General features: G+C 54.3%; 22 protein-coding genes. 6 read left to right on the top strand and 16 right to left on the bottom strand.

The window, feature by feature from the left end; genetic code table 11:
* Positions 1-109 precede the first annotated feature (109 nt).
* Entirely contained in the window at positions 110-862 is a 753-nt protein-coding gene (locus ADJ24_RS05870; RefSeq protein WP_023312063.1) for a DNA-binding transcriptional regulator YciT, read from the bottom strand.
* A 43-nt stretch (positions 863-905) separates the two neighbouring features.
* Positions 906-1,088: a hypothetical protein gene (locus ADJ24_RS05865; RefSeq protein WP_029740522.1), complete on the bottom strand. Its 183-nt coding sequence runs from the start codon at positions 1,086-1,088 to the stop codon at positions 906-908.
* 193 nt (positions 1,089-1,281) lie between these two features.
* Here ADJ24_RS05865 and ADJ24_RS05860 point away from each other — a divergent pair, with 193 nt between their 5' ends.
* Positions 1,282-2,151 (top strand): crotonase/enoyl-CoA hydratase family protein, encoded by an 870-nt coding sequence (locus ADJ24_RS05860; protein WP_023312061.1) that lies wholly within the window; start codon positions 1,282-1,284, stop codon positions 2,149-2,151.
* Here ADJ24_RS05860 and pdeR read toward each other — a convergent pair.
* The 7 genes from pdeR to ADJ24_RS05825 all read right to left on the bottom strand — a co-directional run bounded on the left by pdeR (position 2,148) and on the right by ADJ24_RS05825 (position 13,206).
* Positions 2,148-4,139, bottom strand: coding sequence for a cyclic di-GMP phosphodiesterase (gene pdeR / locus ADJ24_RS05855; RefSeq protein ID WP_023312060.1), 1,992 nt, complete (start codon positions 4,137-4,139; stop codon positions 2,148-2,150). The genes ADJ24_RS05860 and pdeR overlap by 4 nt on opposite strands.
* Positions 4,140-4,462: 323 nt before the next feature.
* On the bottom strand, positions 4,463-6,397 hold the full coding sequence (locus ADJ24_RS05850; RefSeq protein WP_023312059.1) for an exoribonuclease II: 1,935 nt from the start codon (positions 6,395-6,397) through the stop codon (positions 4,463-4,465).
* A gap of 88 nt (positions 6,398-6,485) precedes the next feature.
* Positions 6,486-7,472 (bottom strand): CMD domain-containing protein, encoded by a 987-nt coding sequence (locus tag ADJ24_RS05845; RefSeq protein WP_048702281.1) that lies wholly within the window; start codon positions 7,470-7,472, stop codon positions 6,486-6,488.
* A gap of 153 nt (positions 7,473-7,625) precedes the next feature.
* Positions 7,626-8,414 (bottom strand): enoyl-ACP reductase FabI, encoded by a 789-nt coding sequence (gene fabI / locus ADJ24_RS05840; RefSeq protein WP_003856831.1) that lies wholly within the window; start codon positions 8,412-8,414, stop codon positions 7,626-7,628.
* A gap of 270 nt (positions 8,415-8,684) precedes the next feature.
* Positions 8,685-11,780 (bottom strand): multidrug efflux RND transporter permease subunit, encoded by a 3,096-nt coding sequence (locus ADJ24_RS05835; protein WP_048702280.1) that lies wholly within the window; start codon positions 11,778-11,780, stop codon positions 8,685-8,687.
* Positions 11,781-11,784: 4 nt separating this feature from the next.
* Positions 11,785-12,696, bottom strand: coding sequence for an ABC transporter six-transmembrane domain-containing protein (locus ADJ24_RS05830; protein WP_023312056.1), 912 nt, complete (start codon positions 12,694-12,696; stop codon positions 11,785-11,787).
* Positions 12,697-12,819: 123 nt separating this feature from the next.
* Complete coding sequence (locus ADJ24_RS05825; protein WP_032668468.1) at positions 12,820-13,206, bottom strand: hypothetical protein; 387 nt, start codon at positions 13,204-13,206, stop codon at positions 12,820-12,822.
* A gap of 271 nt (positions 13,207-13,477) precedes the next feature.
* Here ADJ24_RS05825 and ADJ24_RS05820 point away from each other — a divergent pair, with 271 nt between their 5' ends.
* Together ADJ24_RS05820 and ADJ24_RS05815 are read left to right on the top strand one after the other, a co-directional pair.
* Positions 13,478-14,182, top strand: a complete 705-nt coding sequence (locus tag ADJ24_RS05820) for a response regulator (protein WP_023312054.1) — start codon at positions 13,478-13,480, stop codon at positions 14,180-14,182.
* Entirely contained in the window at positions 14,179-15,243 is a 1,065-nt protein-coding gene (locus ADJ24_RS05815) for an ATP-binding protein (protein ID WP_023312053.1), read from the top strand. The genes ADJ24_RS05820 and ADJ24_RS05815 overlap by 4 nt, the downstream gene beginning before the upstream one ends.
* Here ADJ24_RS05815 and ADJ24_RS05810 read toward each other — a convergent pair.
* The 7 genes from ADJ24_RS05810 to pspF form a co-directional block, all read right to left on the bottom strand.
* On the bottom strand, positions 15,224-16,165 hold the full coding sequence (locus tag ADJ24_RS05810) for an ATP-grasp fold amidoligase family protein (protein WP_023312052.1): 942 nt from the start codon (positions 16,163-16,165) through the stop codon (positions 15,224-15,226). The genes ADJ24_RS05815 and ADJ24_RS05810 overlap by 20 nt on opposite strands.
* 160 nt (positions 16,166-16,325) lie before the next feature.
* On the bottom strand, positions 16,326-17,132 hold the full coding sequence (sapF, locus tag ADJ24_RS05805; RefSeq protein WP_023312051.1) for a putrescine export ABC transporter ATP-binding protein SapF: 807 nt from the start codon (positions 17,130-17,132) through the stop codon (positions 16,326-16,328).
* A 1-nt stretch (position 17,133) separates the two neighbouring features.
* Positions 17,134-18,126 (bottom strand): putrescine export ABC transporter ATP-binding protein SapD, encoded by a 993-nt coding sequence (gene sapD / locus ADJ24_RS05800; protein WP_008501228.1) that lies wholly within the window; start codon positions 18,124-18,126, stop codon positions 17,134-17,136.
* A complete protein-coding gene (sapC, locus tag ADJ24_RS05795) occupies positions 18,126-19,016 on the bottom strand; it encodes a putrescine export ABC transporter permease SapC (RefSeq protein WP_023312050.1) in 891 nt (296 codons plus the stop codon). The genes sapD and sapC overlap by 1 nt, the downstream gene beginning before the upstream one ends.
* The gene (gene sapB / locus ADJ24_RS05790) at positions 19,003-19,968 is read right to left on the bottom strand and encodes a putrescine export ABC transporter permease SapB (RefSeq protein ID WP_023312049.1); all 966 of its coding nucleotides are present in this window, start codon (positions 19,966-19,968) and stop codon (positions 19,003-19,005) included. Before sapB ends, sapC begins: the two co-directional genes overlap by 14 nt.
* Complete coding sequence (gene sapA, locus ADJ24_RS05785; protein ID WP_023312048.1) at positions 19,965-21,605, bottom strand: ABC transporter substrate-binding protein SapA; 1,641 nt, start codon at positions 21,603-21,605, stop codon at positions 19,965-19,967. The genes sapB and sapA overlap by 4 nt, the downstream gene beginning before the upstream one ends.
* 88 nt (positions 21,606-21,693) lie before the next feature.
* On the bottom strand, positions 21,694-22,671 hold the full coding sequence (gene pspF, locus ADJ24_RS05780; RefSeq protein ID WP_023312047.1) for a phage shock protein operon transcriptional activator: 978 nt from the start codon (positions 22,669-22,671) through the stop codon (positions 21,694-21,696).
* A gap of 166 nt (positions 22,672-22,837) precedes the next feature.
* On the opposite strand from pspF, the gene pspA reads away from it, so the two are divergent.
* From pspA to pspC, 3 genes are read left to right on the top strand one after another with little or no spacing between them, the layout of a single operon-like run.
* Positions 22,838-23,506, top strand: coding sequence for a phage shock protein PspA (gene pspA / locus ADJ24_RS05775; RefSeq protein ID WP_023312046.1), 669 nt, complete (start codon positions 22,838-22,840; stop codon positions 23,504-23,506).
* Between the two features lie 49 nt (positions 23,507-23,555).
* Positions 23,556-23,780 (top strand): envelope stress response membrane protein PspB, encoded by a 225-nt coding sequence (gene pspB / locus ADJ24_RS05770; protein WP_023312045.1) that lies wholly within the window; start codon positions 23,556-23,558, stop codon positions 23,778-23,780.
* Entirely contained in the window at positions 23,780-24,139 is a 360-nt protein-coding gene (gene pspC, locus ADJ24_RS05765) for an envelope stress response membrane protein PspC (RefSeq protein ID WP_023312044.1), read from the top strand. The genes pspB and pspC overlap by 1 nt, the downstream gene beginning before the upstream one ends.
* The last annotated feature ends 1 nt before the right edge of the window (position 24,140 follow it).

Genomic DNA, 24,140 nt, shown 5'->3' with positions numbered 1-24,140 from the left:
TTTTACGACTTTAATGCAGGTTAAACAGGTAAAAACTCTTAAAGAAGTACCAGGAATCATCTCAGAGAAAGAAGGGCGTATGCGCCCGAAATTCGGGCGCGGAGGGAACTCAGGCGGTCGTTTTAATAATATTGACGATCAGCCCGTCATCTTCCAGTTTATTACGGTGCGCGTCGCTCAACCGTTCATCGGTAATCACGCGGCTAAAGCGTGAAACCGGGCCCATCGTATAAGGGTGAACGGCGCCAAATTTAGAGCTGTCGGTCAATACAATGGCTTCACACTCTTTTTCCAGCACGGCATTCACGACGTCAGAGCGCATCATATCCCGGCCGGTAAAACCTGTCTCAGGCTGCCAGCCGTCAATCCCGATAAAGGCCTTGCTGAAATGAACCTGCTGAACATACTGACGGGTCAGCGGGCCAACCATGCTTTCACTTTTTTTCTGGTAAATACCGCCCAGCAGAATCACCTCGCAGCGCGTCTCTTTGAGCAAATGCGCGATATAGCTGCTGACGGTGATGATGGTAACGTCTTTTTGATCGGCAAGCGTGCGCGCCAGCAGGGCATTACTGCTGCCGTTTTCAATAAAAACGGTCTCGCCGTTGTTCACCAGGGACGCGGCAAATTCCGCCAGTTCACGTTTGAGCGCGTAGTTATTCATCATGCGCGTCTCAACGTCATCGCTGTCCAGCGGGACAGCATATCCGTGCGCGCGACGAAGGTAGCTCTGTTTTTCCAGCAGATTAAGATCCTGACGAATGGTGACTTCAGACACGCCAGTGGTTTTAGCGAGATCGACTACGCTTACGCGTCCCTGATCGATGACCATCTGCAAAATGAGTTGTTGTCGGGAATTCATAGCATCCATTTAATAAAGCGAAACGAGGTCGGAGACGGTGGGATTAAACTTCCCACGGCGCTTTTGGCTGTCCGTTTTCTGGCGCATTGTCGGCACCATTCTGAGCAAGAAGTTCAGACTTCAGGATCTCGAGATTACGGATAGCAGAGTGATAATCGCCCGCCACCAGGATATCCAGCACGGTATCAATTCGTTGTGCTACAGCTTGTGCGTCAATAGTCGACATAATCTCACCCCAGGCGCGAAAAGTTAATATTTTCAATGATGCAGAAAATAGGATCAAAAGAGAAGGGAAAAAATGCAATAACTAAATTACATAAACGTAAGTGATAAATTTATTCCCCCTCATGCAGCAGGCTTAATGAGTGGATTAGTCTAAAACTGCGCGCAAGGCGCTTTTTTATAAGAGGAATTAGACTATGACAGTTATCAATCAGCCTACCTGCACACTGTTTACCGATACTGAACGGTTCACGCAGCTGTCAGGGTATTACGAGGCGGAGCGTCACACGGTCTGGATGATGCTGCGGGCTCAGCCACGTCCTTGCTTTAACCATGCGTTAATAGAGGAGATCATGAACTTTTCATGGCTGGTTCGCCAGTCCGGGTTTGCGGTTGATTTTTGGGTAACCGGATCGCTGGTTCCCGAGATGTACAATACGGGCGGTGATTTACAGTTCTTCGTCGAGTGCATTCAGAACGGACGTCGGGAAGCGTTACGGGCGTACGCTCGCGCCTGCGTTGACTGCGTCCATGCGGCCTCGCGAGGGTTTGATACGGGAGCCATCACTCTGGCAATGGTCGAAGGCAGTGCGTTAGGGGGCGGGTTTGAGGCCGCTCTGGCGCACCATTTCGTCCTGGCTCAGCGCGATGCCCGTTTAGGTTTCCCTGAAATTGCCTTCAACCTGTTTCCGGGTATGGGAGGATATTCCCTGGTTGCACGCCGTGCAGGCATGAAGCTGGCGGAGGAACTCATCTACAAAGGGGAATCCCATACGGCTGAATGGTACGAACAGCACGGGCTGGTGGATGTCCTGTTTGAACCGGGACAAAGCTATGTCTCTACCCGAACCTTCATCGATACGCTGCGGCCAAAACTGAATGGCGTAAGGGCGATGCTGCGCGCCCGTACGCGCGTTCTGCAATTGCCCCGCAGTGAACTGATGGACATCACGGAAGACTGGGTTGATGCCGCTTTCTGCCTGGAGCCGAAAGATATCACCTACATGGAGCGTCTGGTCACGCTGCAAAACCGCCATCACGCGGCGGGCCTGCGTAAAGCCAGTTAACGTTGATTTCGCGCTTGATATCGTTTTAGCCATCGCTCGAATGCGGCAGCGGGCATCGGCTTAGCAAACAGAAAACCCTGCCGTTCGTTGACGCCGTTCTTGGTCAGAAAGGCGTCTTCTTTTGCATTTTCCACACCCTCGGCAATCACCTGCAGATTTAACGCCTGCGCCACCGCGACGATAGCGCGCACCAGCGACTGGGAAATAGACTGCTTATGAATATCCCTGACGAAAGATTGATCGAGCTTAATGGCGTCGATAGGGAAGCGGGCCAGCTGAGAAAGGGAAGAGTAGCCGGTGCCAAAATCATCAAGATGAATTTGCGCCCCGAGTCGGCTGAACTGCTGGATCACGGACAGCGCCAGCTCTTCATTTTCGATAAGACAGCTTTCGGTCAACTCAACGTCGACCGGGCAGTATTCAAAATTCAAATCCTTCAGCGCCTGCTTTAAGTCGCTGAAGATGGTCTGGTCGGCCAGCTGGCGTGCAGAGACGTTCACCGCCACGCGCAGGTTTATTCCCTTATCGCGCCATTTTGCCACCTGGCGAACCACGTCGAGCATCACCCAGCGGCCCAGCGGCACAATCAACCCCGACTCCTCGGCATAAGAGATAAACTCCAGCGGCGGGATCAGGCCGCGTTCTGGTGATTGCCAGCGGACCAGCGCTTCAAGGCTTCTGACTTCTCCGCGCCAGGTTATTTTCGGCTGATAGTGGATCAGAAGCTGATCGTTATCTAGGGCTTTGCGCAGGTTGGTATCCAGCCAGAGATATTCAAACACGCGCTGGTTCATCTCGGGTGAGAAGACGCAGAACTTGCCCCGGCCGTTCTCTTTGGCAGTGTACATGGCGGTATCGGCGTTGCGAATAACGCTTTCCCGGTCGTTCCCGTGCTGCGGGGCGAGGGCGATACCCAGAGAGCAGCCGGTATAAATCTCAATCAGACCGATTCGGAACGGCTGGCGCAGACGGGTTAAAATGCGCGACGCCATCGCCTCCAGAGAGCCCTGAGAGGTATTGGTGGCCATGACGATAAACTCATTGCCGCCAAGACGCGCCAGCACCTGTTCTTCATCCAGACAACTCAAAATGGCGAGGGCGACGGCCTGCAACAGCTGGTCGCCAAACATATGCCCGTAAGCGTCGTTGACCTTTTTAAAGTTATCCAGATCGAGATACACCACGCCCACCTGCGTGTCGCCGCGGTTGTCGATGGCGTCAGAAATCAGATCGTGGATTGCATTGCGGTTTGGCAGGCCGGTGATGGTATCGGTATTGGCCAGCACGCGCAGCCGCTCCTGAGCGCGGCGCTCCTCGGTAATATCTGTCCCGGAACAGATGAGGAAAATTTCATTTTTACCGCTGCCGCTGTGAACGAATTTGTTTCTGAACAGAAACAGCCGCTGCCCTTTACGCGTTTTGATCCAGCGTTCGACTTCGTAGGAGCTGCCGTTGCGAAAAAAACCGGTAATATTGCGCTTTGAGGCTGCCGCTTCGCTGCGGCTCATAAACAGCTTAAATACGTTCTGACCAATGACTTCTTGCTCTTTCAGGCCGGTGTACTCTTCGCTAAGCCGGTTAAAACGCTGAATATTGCCGTGCTGATCGAGGATAACAATGACGGAGTTGGCCTCGGAGACAACCTGTTCCGCAAAAGAGAGCCCCTGAGCCAGATCGCGCGCCACGGAGGGCGTATCATTCCAGGCGGAAGCGGTGCCTGCCCACTCGTTGCGGGTAATTTTACGGCCCACAAGATGAACCGGGACATCTTCCCCGTATAGGGAGAGCGACATGGAAATGCTGGAGGTAATAACGGTTAAATGACGGATGAGATCGGCCTGTTCATCGTCCAGCGCCACGACCTGAGTGACATCGGCATTTTCGCTGGTGGAAAGGTGCAGAGCGTTGCTGTCAGCTGACAGGCGCCACCACGGGCTGTGAGTCCCCATGTAGCGAAACAGCAAATTCTGCTCCAGATCGTCCATCATGTTTTCTCCCGCAGCTGTTCATTAGCGCACAAATTATTCATTTGCTGTCGACTTTTCCGTTGAGAAACAGCGGCAAAACCGAAGTGAACCTGTTGTTTTTCCCTGCTTTCTTATAATAAAACGAGCCAGGTGAAAAAGGATACTGAGCGTATAGAAATTCACGTAACCGAATATAACAACACTCTTTTACTGTAGATAATTATGGCGATTTTGGGCGAAGGGATACTGAAAATAGTAAGGAAAAATAATGATTTTGTGGCGGGGATAAAAAGAAAAATTGTCGGCCCTTCCGGAAAGGAAATGGCCGACAATTGAACCGGTTATCAGGCGACAGGGCGCGCGATAATACTGCGGGTTTCCATGCGAACTTCGGCGATAGTAACGTCAATCACGTCGGTGACTTTGTAAACTGTTTCACCTTTAATTTGCACGGTACCGTTTTCCTGGCTATAGACCATTTCGTCACGAACCGCATGCAGGAACGGCGCAGGAATAAACGCGACAGCACCGTTATCGACCAGGCGGACGCGCATACCTCCGCGGCTGATATCAATGATCTCTGCGGCGAAACGGGTATCCGTACCGGCTTTATCCTGCAGGAAGCGTGCGTACAGCCAGTCTCCAACGTCACGTTCCGCCATGCGGTTCAGGCGGCGACGATCGGCCATCTGCAGCGTGGTGTCCTCCTGAGGACGGGCAATGGTTTCACCTTTGATAATCGCTTTCAGCAGACGATGGTTAACCATATCGCCATACTTACGGATCGGCGATGTCCAGGTGGCGTAAGCTTCGAGGCCAAGGCCAAAGTGCGGGCCAGGCTCGGTGCTGATTTCCGCGAAGGACTGGAAGCGACGAATGCGGCTGTCCAGGAAACCCGACGGCTGAGCGTCCAGTTCTCGGCGAAGCTTGCAGAAGCCCGGCAGCGTCAGCACTTCTTCCGGATCAACGTGCACATCGTGAGTCTTCAGCAGGGCCGCCAGCGCTTCGGTATTCGCCGGATCAAAACCGGTGTGGACGTTGTAAATGCCAAAGCCCAGCTTGTCGCGCAGCACGCGTGCGGCGCAGATGTTGGCGGAAATCATCGCCTCTTCAACGATGCGGTTCGCAATGCGTCGCGGTTCGGCCACGATGTCCAGCACTTCTCCTTTCTCGCCCAGAACAAAGCGATAGTCCGGGCGGTCTTTGAACACCAGCGCATGGGTTTTACGCCACTCGCCGCGGTTGAGGCAGATGCGATGCAGCAGACGGATTTGCGCGGCAATGGCGTCTGATTCAGGTTTCCAGCTACCGGTATTTTCAAGCCAGTCGGAGACGTTATCGTAGGCCAGCTTGGCTTTCGATTCGATGGTGGCGGCAAAGAACTCGATATCGTCTTCAATCGCGCCATCTGCGGCGATAGTCATGCGGCAGGCAAGGACCGGGCGCACTTCATTTGGACGCAGCGAGCAGAGATCGTCTGACAATTCGCGCGGCAGCATCGGAATGTTGAAGCCCGGCAGATAGTTGGTGAACGCACGGATTTTCGCGGCGTCATCCAGCTTGCTGCCTTCGGCAATCCAGGCGGTTGGATCGGCAATGGCGACTGTCAGATGGAGTTTGCCATCGGCGCCTTCTTCAGCGTACAGCGCGTCATCCATATCTTCCGTGCTGGCGCTGTCGATGGTGACAAACTCCAGTGCGGTGAGATCGCGGCGCGTCAGACCTTCGTCCTGCATCTCGGTCGCTACGCCGTTCGGCGCTTCTTTTTCAAGATTATGGCGTGCCAGCGTGACCCACCATGGCACGAAATGGTCGGCGCCAAAGGTGATGAACTGGGTCAGCTCAGCATAAAAACCGCGATCGCCTTTCAGGGGATGACGACGCATTTCTGCTACGGCCCAGTCACCTTCTTTAAAATCATGCTCAACGCCACGGGCGGCGCGGCAGGGAATGGCATCTTTCAGCAGGGGATGATCCGGCACGATAGCAAGACGATCGTCTTTTCTCTGCACCTTACCCACAAAACGGGTCAGGAACGGTTCGATCAGTTCTTCCGGCTCGGCAGACTCGCGGTCCTTCTCGGTATGAATGACGGCCATGACGCGATCGCCATGCATCACTTTCTTCATCTGCGGAGGCGGAATGAAGTAGCTTTTCTGCGCGTCAACCTCAAGGAAGCCAAAGCCTTTTTCCGTGGCTTTTACGACCCCTTCTGCACGCGGCGTCTGGGAATGCAGTTGCTGTTTAAGCTGCGCTAGCAGCGGGTTGTCCTGAAACATAATGTTCTATTTTCGTAGCCATTGAGCGGCTGACAGTTTTACGCGATTCTCACTGTCTCAGCAAGCGCTCTTTGGGTAATTAGTATGGTTATTCCTCTTTACCAAACGCGACTTTCAAACGATTGAGCCAGCCATCAAACGCGCTCCGGGTAAGCAGCATGATGGCATGTTCACCGTGGAGTCCTTGATCCGTGAGAGGGGTAAACTGCGCGGCGCTGAAGCGGTCCGGAGAGCGCGTCAGCAGTTCGACCGCCGCCGAAAGTGCGGGGGACGTCAGCGGGATCGCTTCGCGGGTGTTTAACAGGATTTCTCCGGTCAGGTCGAGCAGCGACGGCTCGTGGCAAAGGACCGGCGTCAGTGCCTCCAGCGCGGGTTCTGCCTGCCAGCGGGACAGCGACTCAAGCTGATGCGCACTCGCATAGCGCAGCTCGACGACGGGCAACAGCGGCACCCAGGCGGCGTGGCTCGCGGGCAGCGTGTGCGGCTGAATATGATGGCCTGGCAACCAGCGAACGGGGTGTCCTAACAGCGCCTGAAAAACCGCGACCACGCGCGCCTGAAAACCAATAAACCCGATAATCTGGTTAATCACCACAATGTCATATATTGACAGGCCAACCTCATCAAGCTGGTTCTGCGCTTTATCATCAATGACATCAGGGGAGCTGGCGAGCTGGCGGGCATACTGCGTAATTTGCGCCAGACGTCGGTTGCTTTCACGCGAGGAGTCCGGGCCGGGAAGCGGGGCGAGGAGGGCGGCGTAATGGTTACAAAGCCGCTGAACGCCACAGGCCTGGGCGACCGTTAGCGCGGTGCTGAGCCGATCGTAGGTGCTGAGCGTATGCAGGCGGTTCACGGGAATCGAGAGCGGAAACAGCTGGTGGCACAAGGCTCTGGCAGGGGTAAGCCAGCCAGAACAGGCGGCGACAATCTCATCAGGCAGGGCTAAATCGAGCAAAAAACGATCGTCGACGTTAGCGGCTTCGGGCACCAGAGGCAGAACATCTGTCTGCGCGTGGTTCGACTGGGTCTCGTGATACCAGTGGCCTTTGCCGGAAAAACGGCGTTGTTCCATGTGCGTTCCTTGATCTCAAAATGGCGATCAATATCCTGGCGTAAGGCAGATAAAGGGAAAAATATTGTTAGGTGATAACAAATAGCAGAACGGAATAACGAAGGGGCGGTGCGGGGGAGAAACTCTCTTCCCGTGCGGGAAGAGAGTCACAGCTTATTTAATTTCCAGCTCGTTCATTGCAGCGATGTTGAAGCCGCCGTCAACGTGAACTACTTCGCCGGAGATACCAGCGGAAAGGTCAGAGCACAGGAATGCTGCAGAGTTACCCACATCTTCAATGGTAACGGTACGACGAATCGGGGTAACCGCTTCGCAGTGTGCCAGCATTTTACGGAAATCTTTAATACCGGAAGCTGCCAGGGTGCGGATAGGACCTGCAGAGATGGCGTTAACGCGCACGCCTTCAGGACCCATTGCGTTCGCCATGTAGCGTACGTTGGCTTCCAGAGAGGCTTTCGCCAGGCCCATAACGTTGTAGTTAGGGATAGCACGCTCAGCGCCCAGGTAGGACAGAGTCAGCAGGGCTGCGCCCGGGTTCAGCATCGCGCGGCAGGATTTCGCCATCGCAACGAAGCTGTAGGAGCTGATGTCGTGAGCGATTTTGAAGCCATCACGGGTAACCGCGTTCACGTAGTCGCCGTCCAGCTGGTCGCCAGGAGCGAAGCCAATGGAGTGAACGAAACCGTCGAATTTCGGCCATGCTTTTGCCAGTTCAGCAAACATGCCGTCGATGCTTTCGTCTTGTGCAACGTCACATTCCAGAACGATGCTGGAACCCAGCTGCGCGGCAAACTCTTCAACACGGCCTTTCAGCTTGTCGTTCTGGTAGGTGAACGCCAGCTCAGCGCCTTCGCGATGCATTGCCTGTGCGATGCCGTATGCGATGGACAGTTTGCTGGCAACGCCAGTCACCAGAATGCGCTTACCGGAAAGAAAACCCATAGCTTTAATCCTTATATTCATTGCTAATTTTGCCTTGTAATTCATAGCGTTACAGGCAGTATTTCAAAATCATTCGAAATTAGCTCGAAATTATAGCCCACTCACAGCCCCTTGTGTCACGATATTTCTCGCTGTTCTCCGAAGACGCCTGCTCCGAAGAATGCGCCGCGGACTCGCGGGGGCTCAAAATTTCAGCATTCGTCCAGTATATCACCCGGCAACAGCTTCGCCTCATCCAACCAGCGAGGAAGCGCGATCCCGCAAGGGTATTCACGCTTTCCTGAGGTTGTCGATGAAGCGCGCGATGACGATAAAGAAAACCGGTACGAAGAAAATGGCGAGAAGCGTACCGCTAATCATCCCGCCAAATACGCCGGTACCGATGGCATGCTGCGTACTGTCGCTCGCCCCATGGGCCAGCATCAACGGAACAACCCCTAAGGTGAAGGCTAACGACGTCATCAGAATAGGGCGCAGGCGCTGGCCGGCGGCATGAATGGTTGCCGCCAGCAGGGGCTGCCCCTGGCGATGGAGCTGCCTCGCAAATTCAACAATCAGAATGGCGTTTTTGGCTGACAGGCCGATAAGCGTAATCAGGCCGACCTTGAAGAAAACGTCATTCGTCATGTCGGCAACGGACACCGCTATCACCGCGCCGATAAGGCCCAGCGGAACGACCAGCATGACCGCAAATGGAATAGACCAGCTCTCATACAGGGCGGCCAGCACCATAAACACGACCAGTATCGACAGGACGATAAGGCCCGGAAGCTGAGATTCCGATTTTCTCTCCTGCAATGAGCTCCCGGCCCACTCGCCCGCCATGCCCTGAGGTAAATCTCTGGACAAACTCTCCATAACCTTCATTGCGGTGCCGCTGGACTCTCCCGGCGCCGCATTTCCGGTAATGCGAATAGCCGAATATCCCTGATAACGCGTCAACTGCTGCGGCGCAACGTGCCAGGAAAGCGTGGCAAACGTTGATACCGGCACCATCTGCCCCATCCGGTTTTTCACTGATAATGTCAGTATCTGCTCAGGCTGCATTCGGTAGGGCGCATCGCCCTGAATAATCACCTGCTGACCGCGGCCGTTGTTCGTATAGTCATTAACGTAATTTGAGCCCAGGGTGACGGAGAGCGTCTGGTTGATTTCATCAAACGAGACGCCCATTGCTTCCGTCTTTTCTCTGTCCACCTGGAGCGCAAGGTTTGTTCCTTCCGGCAGACCGTCTATATACACGTCACTCAGTTCAGGGCGCTGGTTGGCCTGCAGGACCAGCGCGTCGGCAGCGCGCTTTAACGCCTCGTAGCCAAGTCCCGCTCTGTCCTGCACGTACCAGGTGAAGCCCGACGAGGTGCCCATATCCGAAATGGCCGGCGGGAGGAGGCTCATCGTGACGGCATCAGAGACGTTCGCCATGCTGGCCTGTATCCGGTCGGCTTCCCCCTGGGCCGTCGAGCCCTGCCGATCTTTCCAGTCCTTCAGCGTGGTGAAGGCCATAGCCGAGTTTGGCCCTGAACCTGAAAATCCAAAGCCCAGGATCATAATGTTGCTTTCAATATCCGGCCGGGCCGCAATTTCCTCTTCAAATTTTTTAACCACGTTGAGGGTGCGCTGCATCGTGGCATCAGAAGGCAGCTGGATTGAGGACATAAAGTAGCCCTGATCTTCGTCCGGCAGAAAAGACGACGGTAGCGAAGACAATCCCAGAAACAGCGCTGCACAAAGCGCAGCGTACAGGAGCAGCATACGCCCGGTTCGCTTCAGAACGGCACCCAGCCCGGCTTCGTAACAGGCGGTGAGCGAACGAAAGCGCACGTTAAACCCGACCGCGAACCTTCCGCCTCCGCTCTTTCCTGCCTTATGCGGCTTGAGTAACGTTGCGCACAGGGCAGGCGTCAGCGTCAGGGCAAGAAACGCGGACAGCAGTATGGAGACCGCCATGGAAATACAAAATTGTCGGTAGATAATCCCGACGGATCCTTCAGCAAACCCCATGGGGATAAAGACGGCGGTCAGCACCAGCGTGATGCCAATAATCGCCGGGGTGATTTCCTGCATGGCTTGCCGCGTGGCGTCACGCGGGGACAGGCTTTTTTCCTCCATCAGACGTTCGACGTTTTCTACGACCACAATGGCATCATCAACGATAATCCCTATCGCCAGCACCATGCCGAACATCGTCAGAATATTGATGGAGTAGCCGCTCAACAGCATCACGGTGAAGGTGCCAAGAAGGGCGACGGGCGCAACAATCGCCGGGATAAGCGTACAGCGTATCTTGTGCAGAAACAGCAGCATAACCAGGAAGACCAGGACCATCGCTTCCACAAATGTCTGAACAACCTTCATGATAGAAAGTTTCACAAACGGCGCGGTATCGAAGGGGATCGTAAACGCCATTCCTTCGGGTAACACCCGGGAAAGTTCGTCGATGCGCGCCCGTACGCCGGAAGCCGTACTCATTGCGTTGGCGCCAGGCGAGAGCTGGATTGCCGCCGCCGTTGCGGGCACGCCATTTTCGCGGATACCAAAAGCGTAGCTTTGCAGACCAGATTCAATCCGCGCAATGTCGGACAGTTTCAGGCGGGCGCCGGATGCGTCAGATTTCAGGGTGATATTCCTGAACGCCTCTACCGAGGAGAGCTGTCCCTTCACGGTGATGGGATACGTCACCCCTTGTCCTGCAGAGGCGGGCTCATCTCCCGTTTTGCCGGGCGAAACCAGGGCATTTTGCTGGCCAACGGCGGTAAGAACATCGCTTACCGAAAGCCCGTAGCCGTGGAGCTTCATGGGATCCAACCAGATGCGCAGCGCTTTTTCGCCGCCAAACAGCTGAACTTTCCCTACGCCGGGCACGCGACGAAGCTCGTCACTGACGTTTCTGGCAAAATAGTCGCTTAAATCGGCTTCCTCAAATTGACCCGTCGCGGACTTAAGCCCCACCATCATTAAAAAGCCAGAGTTAGCGGCCTCGACGTTAATCCCGTTTTGCCTTACCGCCTGAGGTAGACGAGGCTCGACGTTCTTAATCTGATTTTGCAGATCCATCTGCGCCAGCTTGATGTCCGTGCCCGGCTTAAACGTGACGGTAATCGATGCCGAACCGGTTGTGTCACTGGATGATTCAAAGTAGAGCAAATTATCTACGCCAGAGATTTCGCGCTCGATTAACGATACCACCGACGTGTTCATGATATCGGGACTGGCCCCCGGATAACTGACGGAAATAATGATTCCAGGCGGTGCTACCGCCGGATACTGCGCAACCGGTAAACGGGGAATAGACAGGAGTCCTGCCAGAACGATAAAAAGCGCTACTACCCAGGCGAAAACGGGGCGTTCAATAAAAAAATGCGGCATTAAATTAACGTCCGGTTACGTGAATTTCATCATCAGTGGATACGCGCTTGCCGATATCCCTGAGCTGCGAAAATTTCTCAAGAAGCTGCGGCGCGTCATCGAGGCTCGTTGCGAACATCCACATATAGGTCATCACCGAGTAAATATGTCCGGCGGTGATGCCGGTTGAGCGCGTCATCCAGACGATGGTCAGCGTAAAAAGCGCGGCAACAAGCACGCCAACCCACAAATAGCCCCACGCCTCGCGGTCAGATAATGCGATACGTAAACGCGCCAGCGTGGAGTAATGTCGGTGAAGCGTGGCCGTGCCCGCCTTGTGGACATAATCCACTTCTTTTTCCAGCCGATTATTCAGGCGCATGAACAGCCATTCATTTTTACGGGCATATCCTGAGACAAATCCGAGCAGGATAAATACAATCGCAAAGCACATGACGCCGGCCCAAAATTCAATAAACAGCAACATGATTGCGGCACCAAAAAGTGAGCTCAGCGAGGTAATAAGCAGGGGAAGGTGCATTTCAAAGAAATCCACATATTCGCGCGAGAGCGTTACCCTGGCGGCGATCGCCGAATGGTTAAGCTGGTATTTGCGCTGTGCCAGGACGACGGAAACCGCGAGTCCGGCATAAATGCGTGCAAACGTGCGCGTGTCTACGCTTCGTCTGGCCGCACCGATGAACCACATGCAAAGCACCATCAGGCCATACAGCGCGGCGTTAAGCGTTTCACCGGCGAGGATGGCATTTATCGCGATGCCAGCCAGAACGGGATAAAGTAAAAACGTCACGTTTTCGGCCACCACCAGGAAGAAAGTGACAGCCAGTTTTTTTCGGTGCCGTATCGCGAGTTTTTTAAGCGAGCGCATCATACCGGCAGGTTCAGAAGAACGAAAATTATTATTACGGTTCATCATTATGGGTAAGTCATGTCAGACTTTTCAGTGAGTTATTTTTGTGTGAAAGAGTGAGGTAGAGACTCTACCGCGCGCCTGTTTAGCGGACATGGGCGGTTTATGGAGGACGTGTGGAGCAGCGGCTCAAATCATTCTCATAATGAGGTACAGCGGTGCTCCGCCAAAAAAAATGATCAAATAACACTCGTAGTAAAAGATCAGATCTTCGATATCGGGCATCGCGTTTAACAGTACGGTGAACGTAATAATGAGATAGACAAAAATCATCATCAGCCAGAAGGCGACGACGAGTAGCTCAGTCAACGCGCCGGCTTTATTTTGGATCATCAGAGAGACCACCGATAATGCGATGCAGCCATAGATAATGGGTGAAGAGAGTAGCGTCGAGGCGACTTTTTCATCCATTCTGTGCACCAGTACCAGCCAGGTATAAAGTAATCCCCACGACAGCAGCAGGAACAGGGAATATATACCCAGTTTTTTAGGAGAGAAATATTTAGAAAGTTCCATGTTCATTATTTCAGCCAACTTCATAAAATCTTTAAGAAACAGTGGTAATTTGCAACGCGCAATGCACAAAGGACTATGCCTCAATAGCGATTATGCGCGGACATTGTCGAGTCTTTATTGACTGAATGTGTAGGCTGTGTGGAGAAATAACCGGGCATTTAAATCAACCGGGAAATTTTCGTGACCACGGCACTTTTTCGCGGAGGCTGTGTCTTATTGTGCTAAAGATATCTGATAGCGTGCTCAAAGGGATTTCACCCACGGAGATAAAATGCACAAAAATACGCTGATCCTTATTGTTGAAGATGAAGACGAAATCGCCGATATACTGATGAGCTACTTAGAGCGTTCGGGAATGAAAACGCTCAGAGCCAGGCAGGGCGAGCAGGCCATAACGCTCAATCGCCTCAATAAACCGGATCTCATATTGCTGGACATTCACCTGCCCGTATGTGACGGCTGGAGCGTACTTACCACGCTTCGTCAGGAAAGCGCTGTCCCCGTCATTATGGTTTCCGCTCTCGATCAGGATGTCGATAAGCTCATGGGGCTGAGGCTGGGCGCGGATGATTACGTGATCAAACCCTTCAACCCTTCTGAAGTCGTCGCCCGGGTTGAGGCGGTGCTGCGCAGGACAAAACCCGCGCTTCAGCAGGCGGGTTCCCAGCCGCTCAGAACGCCATTTATTACGGTCTACCCGGATGACTTCTACGTGGAAGTCACCGTGGGGGCAGAGGTTGTCTCCCCGGTATTAACGACGACCGAATTTAAATTGCTCACATACCTGGTGAGATATCCGCGAAAGGTCTGCTCACGCGAAGAGCTACTCAACGCGTGTCTGCCGGAAGGGGATACGCTCGACAGAACGGTCGACAGCCACATGAGCAAGTTGCGTAAAAAACTGGAGCTTGCCGGCCTTTACGGTGTTCCCGAGAGCATCAGAGGCATGGGTTACCGGCTTGGGGAAAAGAAATGAACAAAGAGTCTGTCCTGAGTCGTCAGATCTTAACGTATATGCTGTTGCTGACGTTTACGATCATTGCCATCGCCATACTCGGCTCCTGGTTTTTTTACTCCTTTATTCTGGATCACCTCCCGGGCGGCCCTGCAGCGGGCGATGACGAGCAGATGACGATGTGGGACTGGGCATGGATTGGGACCGCGACTACGATCAGTATGATTATTGCCCTCTTTTTCACGGTCAAACTTTCATCGCGGATACTCACCCCGCTAAACGCGGTAGCGTCCAGCCTGAAAAAGATTTCTCAGGGCGATCTGGACGCCAGGGCATTTTGCGCCAGTTCCCGGCTGGGTGAGATCAATCACCTGGTGACGGATTTCAATGAAATGGCGGAAAAATTACAGACGCTGGATATTCAGAGGAAATCCTGGAATGCCGCTATCGCGCATGAGCTGAGAACCCCGGTCACGATCTTACGCGGACGGCTTCAGGGGTTGGTTGACGGCGTTTTTACCCCGGACCCGGTGCTGTTTAATAATCTTCTCAAACAGACGGAAGGGTTAACCCGCCTGATTGAAGATCTCCGGGTTGTCAGTTCGGATGGCGGGGCGGGATACACGTTATGCCAGTCAAGAACGGATCTAAAAGGGACAATACAGAACGCACTCGATACGTTCATGCCCGAGTTCATCCGTAAGGCGTTTACCGTCAATACAGACCTGAGGGAGCAGCAGTGCGTATTCGATCCATTACGCATCAATCAGTGTCTGACCGTTTTATTTGATAATGCCTTACACTATTCAACCTCGCGCACGCTCATCGTGAAAAATGGCGTTTCTGATAAAGGCAATTATATCCTTATTCAGGACGGGGGACCGGGCATCCCCAGAGAGTTTCATGATTTCCTGTTTCAGCCCTTTCAGCGCGATAATGGCGCCAGACATGTGAACCCGGAAGGCTGTGGCTTGGGCTTGTCGGTGGTAAAAGCCATCATGCTGGCTCATGGTGGCGATGTTTCCTATACCTTATCGACGCAAAACCACTCGATATTTAAGCTCACCTGGCCCGACTCGTGAGCTTCAGCGGAAGGTCAAATCTGCCTGCCGGCGATAAATGCCATATTTTTCCTAACTTAGCATCCCATTCCTGCGGGGTAATCGTCAGTTTACCGCGTCTCGGGCTTAAGGTTATTTCGCTGAAATAGATTTCATCTTTTTTTAGCATAAGGTCAACGCGGCAGTAGTCAATTCCATCCGCCAGCTCCTGGGAGGCCAACAGTGCCTGACGGAACAAGAGCGGTTCGCCAGGCGTTGCTGAAGTATTCGGATATTCCATCCGGAAGGGTTGTAAGTTCCACTGCCTGTCATAAACGTTGATAAACCCTTTGCCGTTATCATCCGTAAAATCTGCTTCTACATAGTGGGCAACGCCATGAAAACAGTGGATCCTCAGCATTTCGGGCGTTGTGTTTCTGTCAGCATCGTCGAAGAGATCGACAAACGGCTCGCAAAGTATGCTCGGCGTAATGTTTTTGTACTGCCATTCGCGCGTGGTGTAGTAAAGATTTTTCTTTAACGCGAGGCTCAGCTTTTTACACGCTTCTTTTTCATTAAATTGCGCTTTGTTTGTACATATTATTGTGCTGCCGCTGTCATGGTTGCACTTAAGGACGAATTTGTCAGGAAGAATTGAAAAATCAATCTGCGACGGCCGGGTATAAACGCCAATTAATGGCACCGTTTTCACGCGCGTTGTTCTGGAGGAAACGTATGCCCGAACGGCGAGTTTATCCGCAAGCATCGTGTAGAATTTATTATGGTCATAGACCAGACGATGACATATTTTTTCACTCAACGTCGTGGGCGAGTTAATGTCAGGAGTTTCCCCGGTTGATTTTTTAAGCCTCACGGTATGAAAATGCAGGTCCGTCACTAAAAATGAGCGGCATTTTCTGATGAGATACTCTGTGTATTTTAAAACGTAAGTGGCGGTGTTCATTTCTTCTCCTCCGTAATGTCCGGATATTCTGGAGAAGAACTGTTGAATGATATTGCTTAAAATATGGAGCAGGGATGGAGACGAAAATTAAAGGATTAAATAGCGCACGCAGACTATTTAATCCTTAATTTAATGGGGTAGTTTTTGTGAAGCGTCGCGCTTAGCGGTCCTTTCTCCACGCATCGGCGGTTAATGCTTCACCGAAATGACCGGCAATCAGCCGTTTTGTCAGTTCATGAAGCGGAGAGGCCATCACATCCGCGGTGCTGCCGCGCTCTACCACTTCACCCTGGTGCATGACCATCACCTGATCGCTGATGTGCTTCATCATTCCCAGATGCTGGGTGACGTAGATATACGAGATCCCCTGTTTTTCCTGCAATTCCAGCATCAGGTTAATTAGCTGCGAGCGCATCGACATATCCAGCGAGGCAAGCGCTTCATCCGCAATGATCACTTTTGGCCGCAAAATCAACGCACGCGCCAGACCCAGACGCTGTTTCTGGCCTGGTGCCAGCATATGCGGGTAGTAGCTTTCGTGATCGGGCAACAGCCCAACCATACGCAGGGTTTCAAATACGCGCTTACGGCGCGCCTCTGGCTCCAGGTCGGTGTTCAGACGCAGCGGAAAATCGAGGATCTGCGAAATGCGCTGGCGCGGGTTAAGCGAGGTAGACGGATCCTGGAAGATCATGCGGATGCGCTGGCTGCGGAAAGAGTAGTCGCCAAACGTCAGAGGATGATCGTCAATCAGCACTTCGCCTGCAGTCGGTTCAACCATGCCAGCGAGCATTTTCGCCAGGGTGGATTTCCCGGAACCGTTCTCGCCGATGATCGCCAGGGTCTGTTTTTCACGCAGCGTAAAGCTCAGCGGCTTCACCGCGTCGACAGTTTGACGATGAAACAGCCCCGTGCGGTAGCGAAAGGTCTTACTCAGGTTGCGGACTTCCAGTAAGGTTTCGACCATTTCACTCTCTCTCCATGTTCAGCGGGAAATGACAGGCGTATAGATGATTTTTGGCCCCGGTCAGGCGTGGCGTCTCGATACATTTACGCTGAGCATAGGGGCACCGTGGCCCCAGACGACAGCCTATCGGCAGGGATTCCAGCAGCGGAATCGCCCCCGGCAGGGTATTCAGGCGACTCTTATGCGGCATCGCGCTGCCAAAATCTGGAATGGCGCGAATAAGCGCCTGCGTATACGGGTGGTGCGGCGCGGTGATCAGATCTTCACTCGGCGCGGTTTCGACCGTTTGTCCGCAGTACATCACGTCAATTTTATCCGCCCATTTGCTGAGCATTTGCAGGTCATGGCTGATCAGCAAAATGGTGGTGTTGTTATTCTGGTTGAGACGCGACAGCAGGCGGAAAATTTGCGCCTGCGTGGTGGGTTCCATCGCGTTGGTGGGCTCATCCGCAATCAGCAAGCGCGGCTGATTTGCCAGCGCGATAGCAATCATCACTTTCTGACATTCGCCGTCGGTCAGCTCATAAGGGAAGCTGCGCATCGCATCTTTGTGATCTTTGATCCCGACGCGGTGTAAAAGCTCGATGGCGCGGCGCTTGCGCCAGCCAACGCGTTGCCACCAGCGGCCTTTATAGGTCCAGCCGGGAATGTTCTGCATGAGCTGTTTACCCACGCGTTCGGACGGATCGAGACAGGACTGCGGCTCCTGGAAAATCATCGAGACGTTATGCCCGACCAGCTTACGCCGCTCGCGGGGGGAGAGGCGCAGCAGATCGATATCGTCAAAACGCATACGGTCTGCCGTCACGCGCCAGTTGTCTTTCGCCACGCCGCATATAGCTTTGGCAATCAGACTTTTTCCCGAGCCGGATTCCCCCACCAGCCCGCGAATTTCACCCTCCGCGAGGGTGATACTGATGCGATCGACGGCTTTAACCCAGCCTTCACCGGTTTTGAATTCGATGGTGAGGTTGCGAATATCAAGAAGCGGCATTATTGCACCCCCGCGTTAATTGCACGGCGAATACCGTCGCCCAGCAGGTTGATAAGCAGCACGCTCACCATAATGGCCGCACCCGGCAGCATGACCGTCCACGGCGCCACGTAAATTAACTCCAGCGCGTCGCCGAGCATCGCACCCCATTCGGGCGACGGCAGCTGTGCACCGAGATCGAGGAAGCCGAGCGCCGCGATGTCCAGGATCGCCATCGACAGGGCGCGGGTGATCTCTGTGACCAGCCCGGCGGCGATGTTGGGCAGTACGGCAAACCACAGAATGTTGAAGGTCGTCGCGCCGTCCAGACGCGCGGCAACGACGTACTCTTTTTCGAGTTCATCATGCACCATGCTGTAAACCGAGCGCACGATGCGGGGCAGGATAGCCAGCCAGACGGCGAACATGGCGTGCGACAGGTGCGGACCGGCAAAGGCAACAACGATGATCGCCAGCAGCAGGGACGGAATCGACAGCAGGGTATCCAGAATGTGGTTAAGCACCGCCGAACGCAGGCCATGGGTGGATCCCGCAAAAATACCGAGCGCCAGCCCGCAGATCGTAGCCGCGAGCGTCACCATAAATGCGCCGCCCACCGTCGGGGCTGCACCGCTCAGCAGGCGGCTCAACACGTCACGTCCGAGGTCGTCCGTTCCCAGGAAGAAAGAGACTTCACCGTAGCGCGACCAGGACGGTGGCAGCAGCTGATAGCCAAGGAACTGCTGGTCGATGCCGTACGGCGCAAACCACGAGCCAAAGACGCAAAGCAACACCAGGCCGGCGCAGCCGTAAAGGCCGATCATAGCCGTGGTGTCACCGTAGAACTTACGCCACACGGTACGCAGCACGCCGGGCGTGCGCTTTTCACTGTATACGCTATCGTAAGGCATACCATTCCTTATGCTTCAATGGGTTAGCCATGGCACCCAGAATATCGGACAACACGTTAACAATAATCACCAGCGAACCAATCACCATCACGCCGGCAGAAATAGCGGCGTAGTCCTGCTGGCGGATGGCGTTAATCAGCCATCGCCCCAGGCCCGGCCAGCTAAAGACCATCTCGGTGATCATGGCCAGCGTCAGCATGGTGGAAAACTGTAATCCCAGACGCGGAATTACCGGCGGCAGCGCGTTGTGCAGGACGTTGCGGCGCAGTATGGTCAGGCGCGACAGCCCGCGCGTGGCCGCGGCTTTGACGTAGTTCTGGTCAAATACCTCAATGGTGCTCAGGCGCATCAGGCGGATCACTTCGGTGGTTGGCGCAACCGCCAGCGTCAGCACCGGCAATACCATATGGCGCACGGCGCTGACGATCATCTCATGGCGCCACACCGAATCGGACAGCCACGCGTCAATGATGGCAAAACCCGTCACCGTTTTAACCGTATAGAGCAGGTCAAAGCGGCCCGAAACCGGCAGCCAGCCCATCGTCAACGAGAAGAACAGCGTCAGCAGCAGCGCCAGCCAAAATACCGGGATGGAGAAACCGAACAGGGCGAGGGCGCTGATAAACTTATCCTGCCATTTATTGCGATAGATCCCGGCCAGCATGCCCACGGGGATCCCGACCATCAGAGCAAAGCCGAAGGCCAGAATGCACAGCTCCATCGTGGCCGGGAATACCTCTTTCAGCTGCTGGGAAATCAGCTGCCCGTTAATGCTGGACACGCCGAAATCCCAGTGCAGCAGCCCGTTAAACCAGAACAGCCAGGCATCCCACAGCGACGACCCCTGGAGCGGGGCGTGGGGCGTGAAATAGCTCAGGCTGAAGCCGACAAAGTTCAGGAAAAAGAGCGTCACCAGCAGCAAAAGGAGCCGACGTAAGGTAAAAATAATCATGGTTTTTTTACCTCTTGTTCTTTTTCACGCGACACGCCGGCGAACGAGGCGTTGCCGAACGGGCTCAGCACCAGGCCTTTAATATCATAACGATAGGCCTGAAGGCGCAGGGAAGAGGCCAGCGGCAGCACCGGGAGTTCCTGGGCAAGGATCTTCTGCGCTTCATCATAGGCGTCAATGCGCGAGGCCAGCTGCTGGGAAGCCAGCGCTTTTTGCAGCACGGCGTCAAACTCCCGGTTACACCAGTGGGCGTAGTTGGTCTGCGAATTTATCGCCGCACAGCTTAACAGCGGCCGGAAGAAGCTGTCCGGATCGTTACTGTCGGTCGCCCAGCCGGTCAGGGTTAAATCATGATTCATGTCCATCAGGCGCGCCTCCTGGAAACGGCCCTCAACCGGTACGATGATCACTTTGACGCCCACCTGCGCCATATCTGCCTGCAGCAGTTCGGCGGTCTTGAGCGGGCTCGGGTTCCACGCCTGGGAGCTGGTTGGCACCCAAAGCTGCAGCGTGAGGTTTTCCGCCCCCAGCGCCTTCAGCTGTTCACGCGCTTTTGCCGGATTGTATTCCGTAATTTTAGCTTCACCGTCATAGGCCCACGAGGCGCGCGGTAAAATTGAGGCGGCGGTTTCCGCCGTGCCGTAGTAGATCGACTGCATTAAACGCTGGTTGTTAATCGCCAGCGCCAGAGCGTGACGTACGGCAGGGTTATTCAACGGCGGCTTATCCGTGTTAAAGGCCAGATAGGCGATATTCATGCCGGGACGTAACGTCAGGCGCAGGCGCGGATCGTCACGCAAAATGGTGAGCTGGCTGGCCGCGGGCCAGGCGAGCACGTCGCACTCCCCGGTGAGCAGTTTTGACAGACGTCCTGTCCCACCTGAACCGAGATCGACCACCACCTGCGGCATCAGCGGAGTGCCGCGCCAGAAATGCTCATGACGCTGCAGACGAATATATTGCCCGGCGCGGTATTCGGCGAGCTGGAACGGACCGGTGCCAACCGGCTGACGATCGAGCAACTCCTGACGATCTTTTTTTGTCAGGTTCGCCGCGTATTCAGCGGACATGACTGACGCATAGTGGGTCGCCAGGTGCCAGAGGAAGGAGGCATCCGGGCGCGTCAGCGTAAATTCAACCGTGCGGTTGTCCAGCTTGCGCACGCTCTTGACGGTGTCGGCAAACTGCAGGCTGTCGAAATAGGGGAAGTTGCTGCCGTTAACGTTATGCCACGGGTGGTTGCGGTTAAAGATGCGCTGGAAGGTAAAGACCACGTCATCTGCGTTCAGCTTGCGCGTGGGGGTAAACCACGGCGTGCGCTGAAATGCGACGTCATCGCGCAGATGAAAACGGTAGGTTGCGCCGTTATCCAGCACTTCCCAGCTTTCCGCAAGCTCAGGCACCAGACGGTAGGTGTACGGATCAACATCAAGCAGACGGTCGTAAAGCTGCGCGGCCAGGGTATCCACGATCAGGCCGCTGCCCGCTTTTTGCGGGTTGAAGGTGTCCACCTGGCCGCTTACGCAATAGACGAAGCCGCTGTCACGAATATCAGGCTGCGGAGTTAGCCCGGGCGCGGCAAAGGCCAGGCTGCTAAACAGACCGAGAGCAAAAAAGGACGATAAAACCAGACGCATAATTTTTAAGGTTTTTAGGTTTGATCTGCAAAGTGTATCGCACTTACGCATGCTTCGTAAAAATGTCTGCAGGTAAGTGCTGATATTGTCAGCGCATTTGATGCTTTTTGAGCAATGCCCTTAACTGATGGTAGGTCAGACCCAGCAGTTCAGCCGCCCGTTTCTGGTTATATTTCGCCGTCTTCAGGCTTTGCTCCAGCAGCTGTTTCTCCTGTTCGTTCTGGAACTGGCGTAAATCAAGGGGGAGAGTAGGGGCATAGCCTGAAGACGCTGGTGTGGGTAGCGACGGCGCGCTGCGCTGAAAAGGATCGATAATGATGTTGTCCAGCTCCGTCTCGCTGCTGCCGTGACGATAGACGGAGCGCTCCACGACGTTTTTCAGTTCACGGATATTTCCCGGCCAGTGGTAAGCGAGCAGCGTCTCCTGTGCATAATCGCTGAAGCCTGGGAACAGCGGCAGTCCGAGTTCGCGGCACATCTGAATCGCAAACTGGTCTGCCAGCAGCATGATGTCGCTTCTGCGCTCGCGCAGCGGAGGAAGTTGAACGACGTCAAAGGCCAGGCGGTCAAGGAGGTCGGCACGGAATTTCTCCTCCGCCACCATCTCCGGCAGGTTGGCGTTAGTGGCGCACACCAGGCGCACGTTAACCTGCAGCGGCTGGCTACCGCCGACGCGCTCCAGTTCGCCGTACTCAATCACGCGCAGCAGTTTTTCCTGCACCAGCATGGGGGCGGTGGCCAGCTCATCCAGAAAAAGCGTACCGCCGTCGGCGCGCTCAAAGCGTCCGGGATGGCGTTTCTGGGCACCGGTAAACGCGCCCGCTTCATGGCCGAAGAGCTCGGTGTCGAGCAGGTTTTCATTCAGCGCCGCGCAGTTAAGGGAAATAAATGGGCCATCCCAGCGCCCGGACAGGTAATGCAGACGGTTGGCTATCAGCTCTTTCCCCGTTCCACGTTCACCGATGATCAGCACCGGTTTGTTAAGCGGCGCCAGGCGAGAGACCTGTTCCAGCACTTCGAGAAAGCTGTTTGCTTCGCCGAGTAAATTGTCTTTGTATCCGGGCATGATGAAATTAACCACTCCTTAGCGATATTCACCAGGGAAGAATAGTTCTTCACTGCGCAAAAAGCAATCATGCTTAGTAAAATCAATGAGATAAAAACCTGGCATGATGTTTGTATTATCAGTACAGCAGGGCCTGGCCCGATAACAGAACTATGAGGATCAGATTATGGGTATTTTTTCTCGTTTTGCCGACATCGTGAACGCCAACATCAACTCACTGCTTGAGAAAGCGGAAGATCCGCAGAAGCTGGTACGTCTGATGATTCAGGAGATGGAAGACACGCTGGTTGAAGTGCGTTCAACCTCCGCCCGCGCGCTGGCGGAGAAAAAACAGCTTACGCGTCGCATTGAACAAGCTACCGCTCAGCTGAACGAATGGCAGGAAAAAGCGGAACTTGCGCTGCGCAAAGATAAAGAAGATCTGGCCCGTGCGGCGCTGATCGAAAAACAGAAGCTGGCCGATATGGTCGCGACGCTCGAGCATGAAGTGACGCTGGTGGACGACACGCTCAACCGTATGAAGAAAGAGATTGGTGAGCTTGAAAACAAACTGAGCGAAACCCGCGCGCGTCAGCAGGCGCTGACCCTGCGTCACCAGGCGGCAAGCTCCTCCCGCGACGTGCGTCGTCAGCTGGACAGCGGTAAGCTCGATGAAGCGATGGCGCGTTTTGAATCGTTTGAACGTCGTATCGACCACATGGAAGCGGAAGCCGAAAGCCACGGCATCGGCAAGCAGAAGTCGCTGGATCAACAGTTCGCCGATCTGAAGGCTGATGATGAAATCAGCGAGCAGTTGGCGGCACTGAAAGCCAAAATGAAGCAAGACAACCAATAATAATTCCTGCGGCACCTGAGCGTGCCGCATCATAAGACAAGGAGTACACATGAGCGCGCTTTTTCTGGCCATTCCCCTGACAATTTTCGTGCTGTTCGTTTTGCCGATTTGGCTATGGCTGCACTACAGCAACCGTTCTTCTCGGGGCGAACTCTCCCAGAGTGAACAACAGCGTCTGGTGCAGCTCTCCGACGAAGCGAACAAAATGCGCGAACGCATTCAGGCGCTGGAAGCCATCCTGGATGCTGAGCATCCAAACTGGAGGGACCGTTAATGTCTGGACTGAATCTGAACAAAAAGCTGTGGCGAATTCCACAGCAGGGCATGGTGCGCGGCGTTTGCGCCGGGCTGGCTCACTATCTTGATGTCCCGGTTAAACTTGTCCGCGTGGTCGCGGTGCTATCGATCTTCTTCGGCCTGGCGTTTATTACCCTGGTGGCATACATCGTCCTGTCGTTTGTTCTTGACCCGATGCCGGAAGGAGAGCTGGCTGCGGAGGGAGCCCCGACCAGCAGCGATCTTCTCAATGCCGTTGATGAGCAACTCGCCGCCGGTGAGAAGCGGCTACGGGAAATGGAACGCTATGTCACCTCGGATACGTTTACGCTGAGAAGTCGCTTTCGTCAGCTTTAAG

The organism is Enterobacter sp. 940_PEND (assembly GCF_001059415.1).
In the GTDB taxonomy this organism is placed as follows: Bacteria; Pseudomonadota; Gammaproteobacteria; order Enterobacterales; family Enterobacteriaceae; genus Enterobacter; species Enterobacter cloacae_M.
Note: the sequence above shows the minus strand (reverse complement) of the source record. Positions and strands in the feature narration are given on the sequence as shown.

What these genes read in the sequence shown, in the direction of transcription:
- ADJ24_RS05870 (WP_023312063.1), bottom strand. Translation starts at nt 862, where the DNA reads ATGAATTCCCGACAACAACTCATTTTGCAGATGGTCATCGATCAGGGA.
- ADJ24_RS05865 (WP_029740522.1), bottom strand. Translation starts at nt 1,088, where the DNA reads ATGTCGACTATTGACGCACAAGCTGTAGCACAACGAATTGATACCGTG.
- ADJ24_RS05860 (WP_023312061.1), top strand. Translation starts at nt 1,282, where the DNA reads ATGACAGTTATCAATCAGCCTACCTGCACACTGTTTACCGATACTGAA.
- pdeR (WP_023312060.1), bottom strand. Translation starts at nt 4,139, where the DNA reads ATGATGGACGATCTGGAGCAGAATTTGCTGTTTCGCTACATGGGGACT.
- ADJ24_RS05850 (WP_023312059.1), bottom strand. Translation starts at nt 6,397, where the DNA reads ATGTTTCAGGACAACCCGCTGCTAGCGCAGCTTAAACAGCAACTGCAT.
- ADJ24_RS05845 (WP_048702281.1), bottom strand. Translation starts at nt 7,472, where the DNA reads ATGGAACAACGCCGTTTTTCCGGCAAAGGCCACTGGTATCACGAGACC.
- fabI (WP_003856831.1), bottom strand. Translation starts at nt 8,414, where the DNA reads ATGGGTTTTCTTTCCGGTAAGCGCATTCTGGTGACTGGCGTTGCCAGC.
- ADJ24_RS05835 (WP_048702280.1), bottom strand. Translation starts at nt 11,780, where the DNA reads ATGCCGCATTTTTTTATTGAACGCCCCGTTTTCGCCTGGGTAGTAGCG.
- ADJ24_RS05830 (WP_023312056.1), bottom strand. Translation starts at nt 12,696, where the DNA reads ATGATGAACCGTAATAATAATTTTCGTTCTTCTGAACCTGCCGGTATG.
- ADJ24_RS05825 (WP_032668468.1), bottom strand. Translation starts at nt 13,206, where the DNA reads ATGGAACTTTCTAAATATTTCTCTCCTAAAAAACTGGGTATATATTCC.
- ADJ24_RS05820 (WP_023312054.1), top strand. Translation starts at nt 13,478, where the DNA reads ATGCACAAAAATACGCTGATCCTTATTGTTGAAGATGAAGACGAAATC.
- ADJ24_RS05815 (WP_023312053.1), top strand. Translation starts at nt 14,179, where the DNA reads ATGAACAAAGAGTCTGTCCTGAGTCGTCAGATCTTAACGTATATGCTG.
- ADJ24_RS05810 (WP_023312052.1), bottom strand. Translation starts at nt 16,165, where the DNA reads ATGAACACCGCCACTTACGTTTTAAAATACACAGAGTATCTCATCAGA.
- sapF (WP_023312051.1), bottom strand. Translation starts at nt 17,132, where the DNA reads ATGGTCGAAACCTTACTGGAAGTCCGCAACCTGAGTAAGACCTTTCGC.
- sapD (WP_008501228.1), bottom strand. Translation starts at nt 18,126, where the DNA reads ATGCCGCTTCTTGATATTCGCAACCTCACCATCGAATTCAAAACCGGT.
- sapC (WP_023312050.1), bottom strand. Translation starts at nt 19,016, where the DNA reads ATGCCTTACGATAGCGTATACAGTGAAAAGCGCACGCCCGGCGTGCTG.
- sapB (WP_023312049.1), bottom strand. Translation starts at nt 19,968, where the DNA reads ATGATTATTTTTACCTTACGTCGGCTCCTTTTGCTGCTGGTGACGCTC.
- sapA (WP_023312048.1), bottom strand. Translation starts at nt 21,605, where the DNA reads ATGCGTCTGGTTTTATCGTCCTTTTTTGCTCTCGGTCTGTTTAGCAGC.
- pspF (WP_023312047.1), bottom strand. Translation starts at nt 22,671, where the DNA reads ATGCCCGGATACAAAGACAATTTACTCGGCGAAGCAAACAGCTTTCTC.
- pspA (WP_023312046.1), top strand. Translation starts at nt 22,838, where the DNA reads ATGGGTATTTTTTCTCGTTTTGCCGACATCGTGAACGCCAACATCAAC.
- pspB (WP_023312045.1), top strand. Translation starts at nt 23,556, where the DNA reads ATGAGCGCGCTTTTTCTGGCCATTCCCCTGACAATTTTCGTGCTGTTC.
- pspC (WP_023312044.1), top strand. Translation starts at nt 23,780, where the DNA reads ATGTCTGGACTGAATCTGAACAAAAAGCTGTGGCGAATTCCACAGCAG.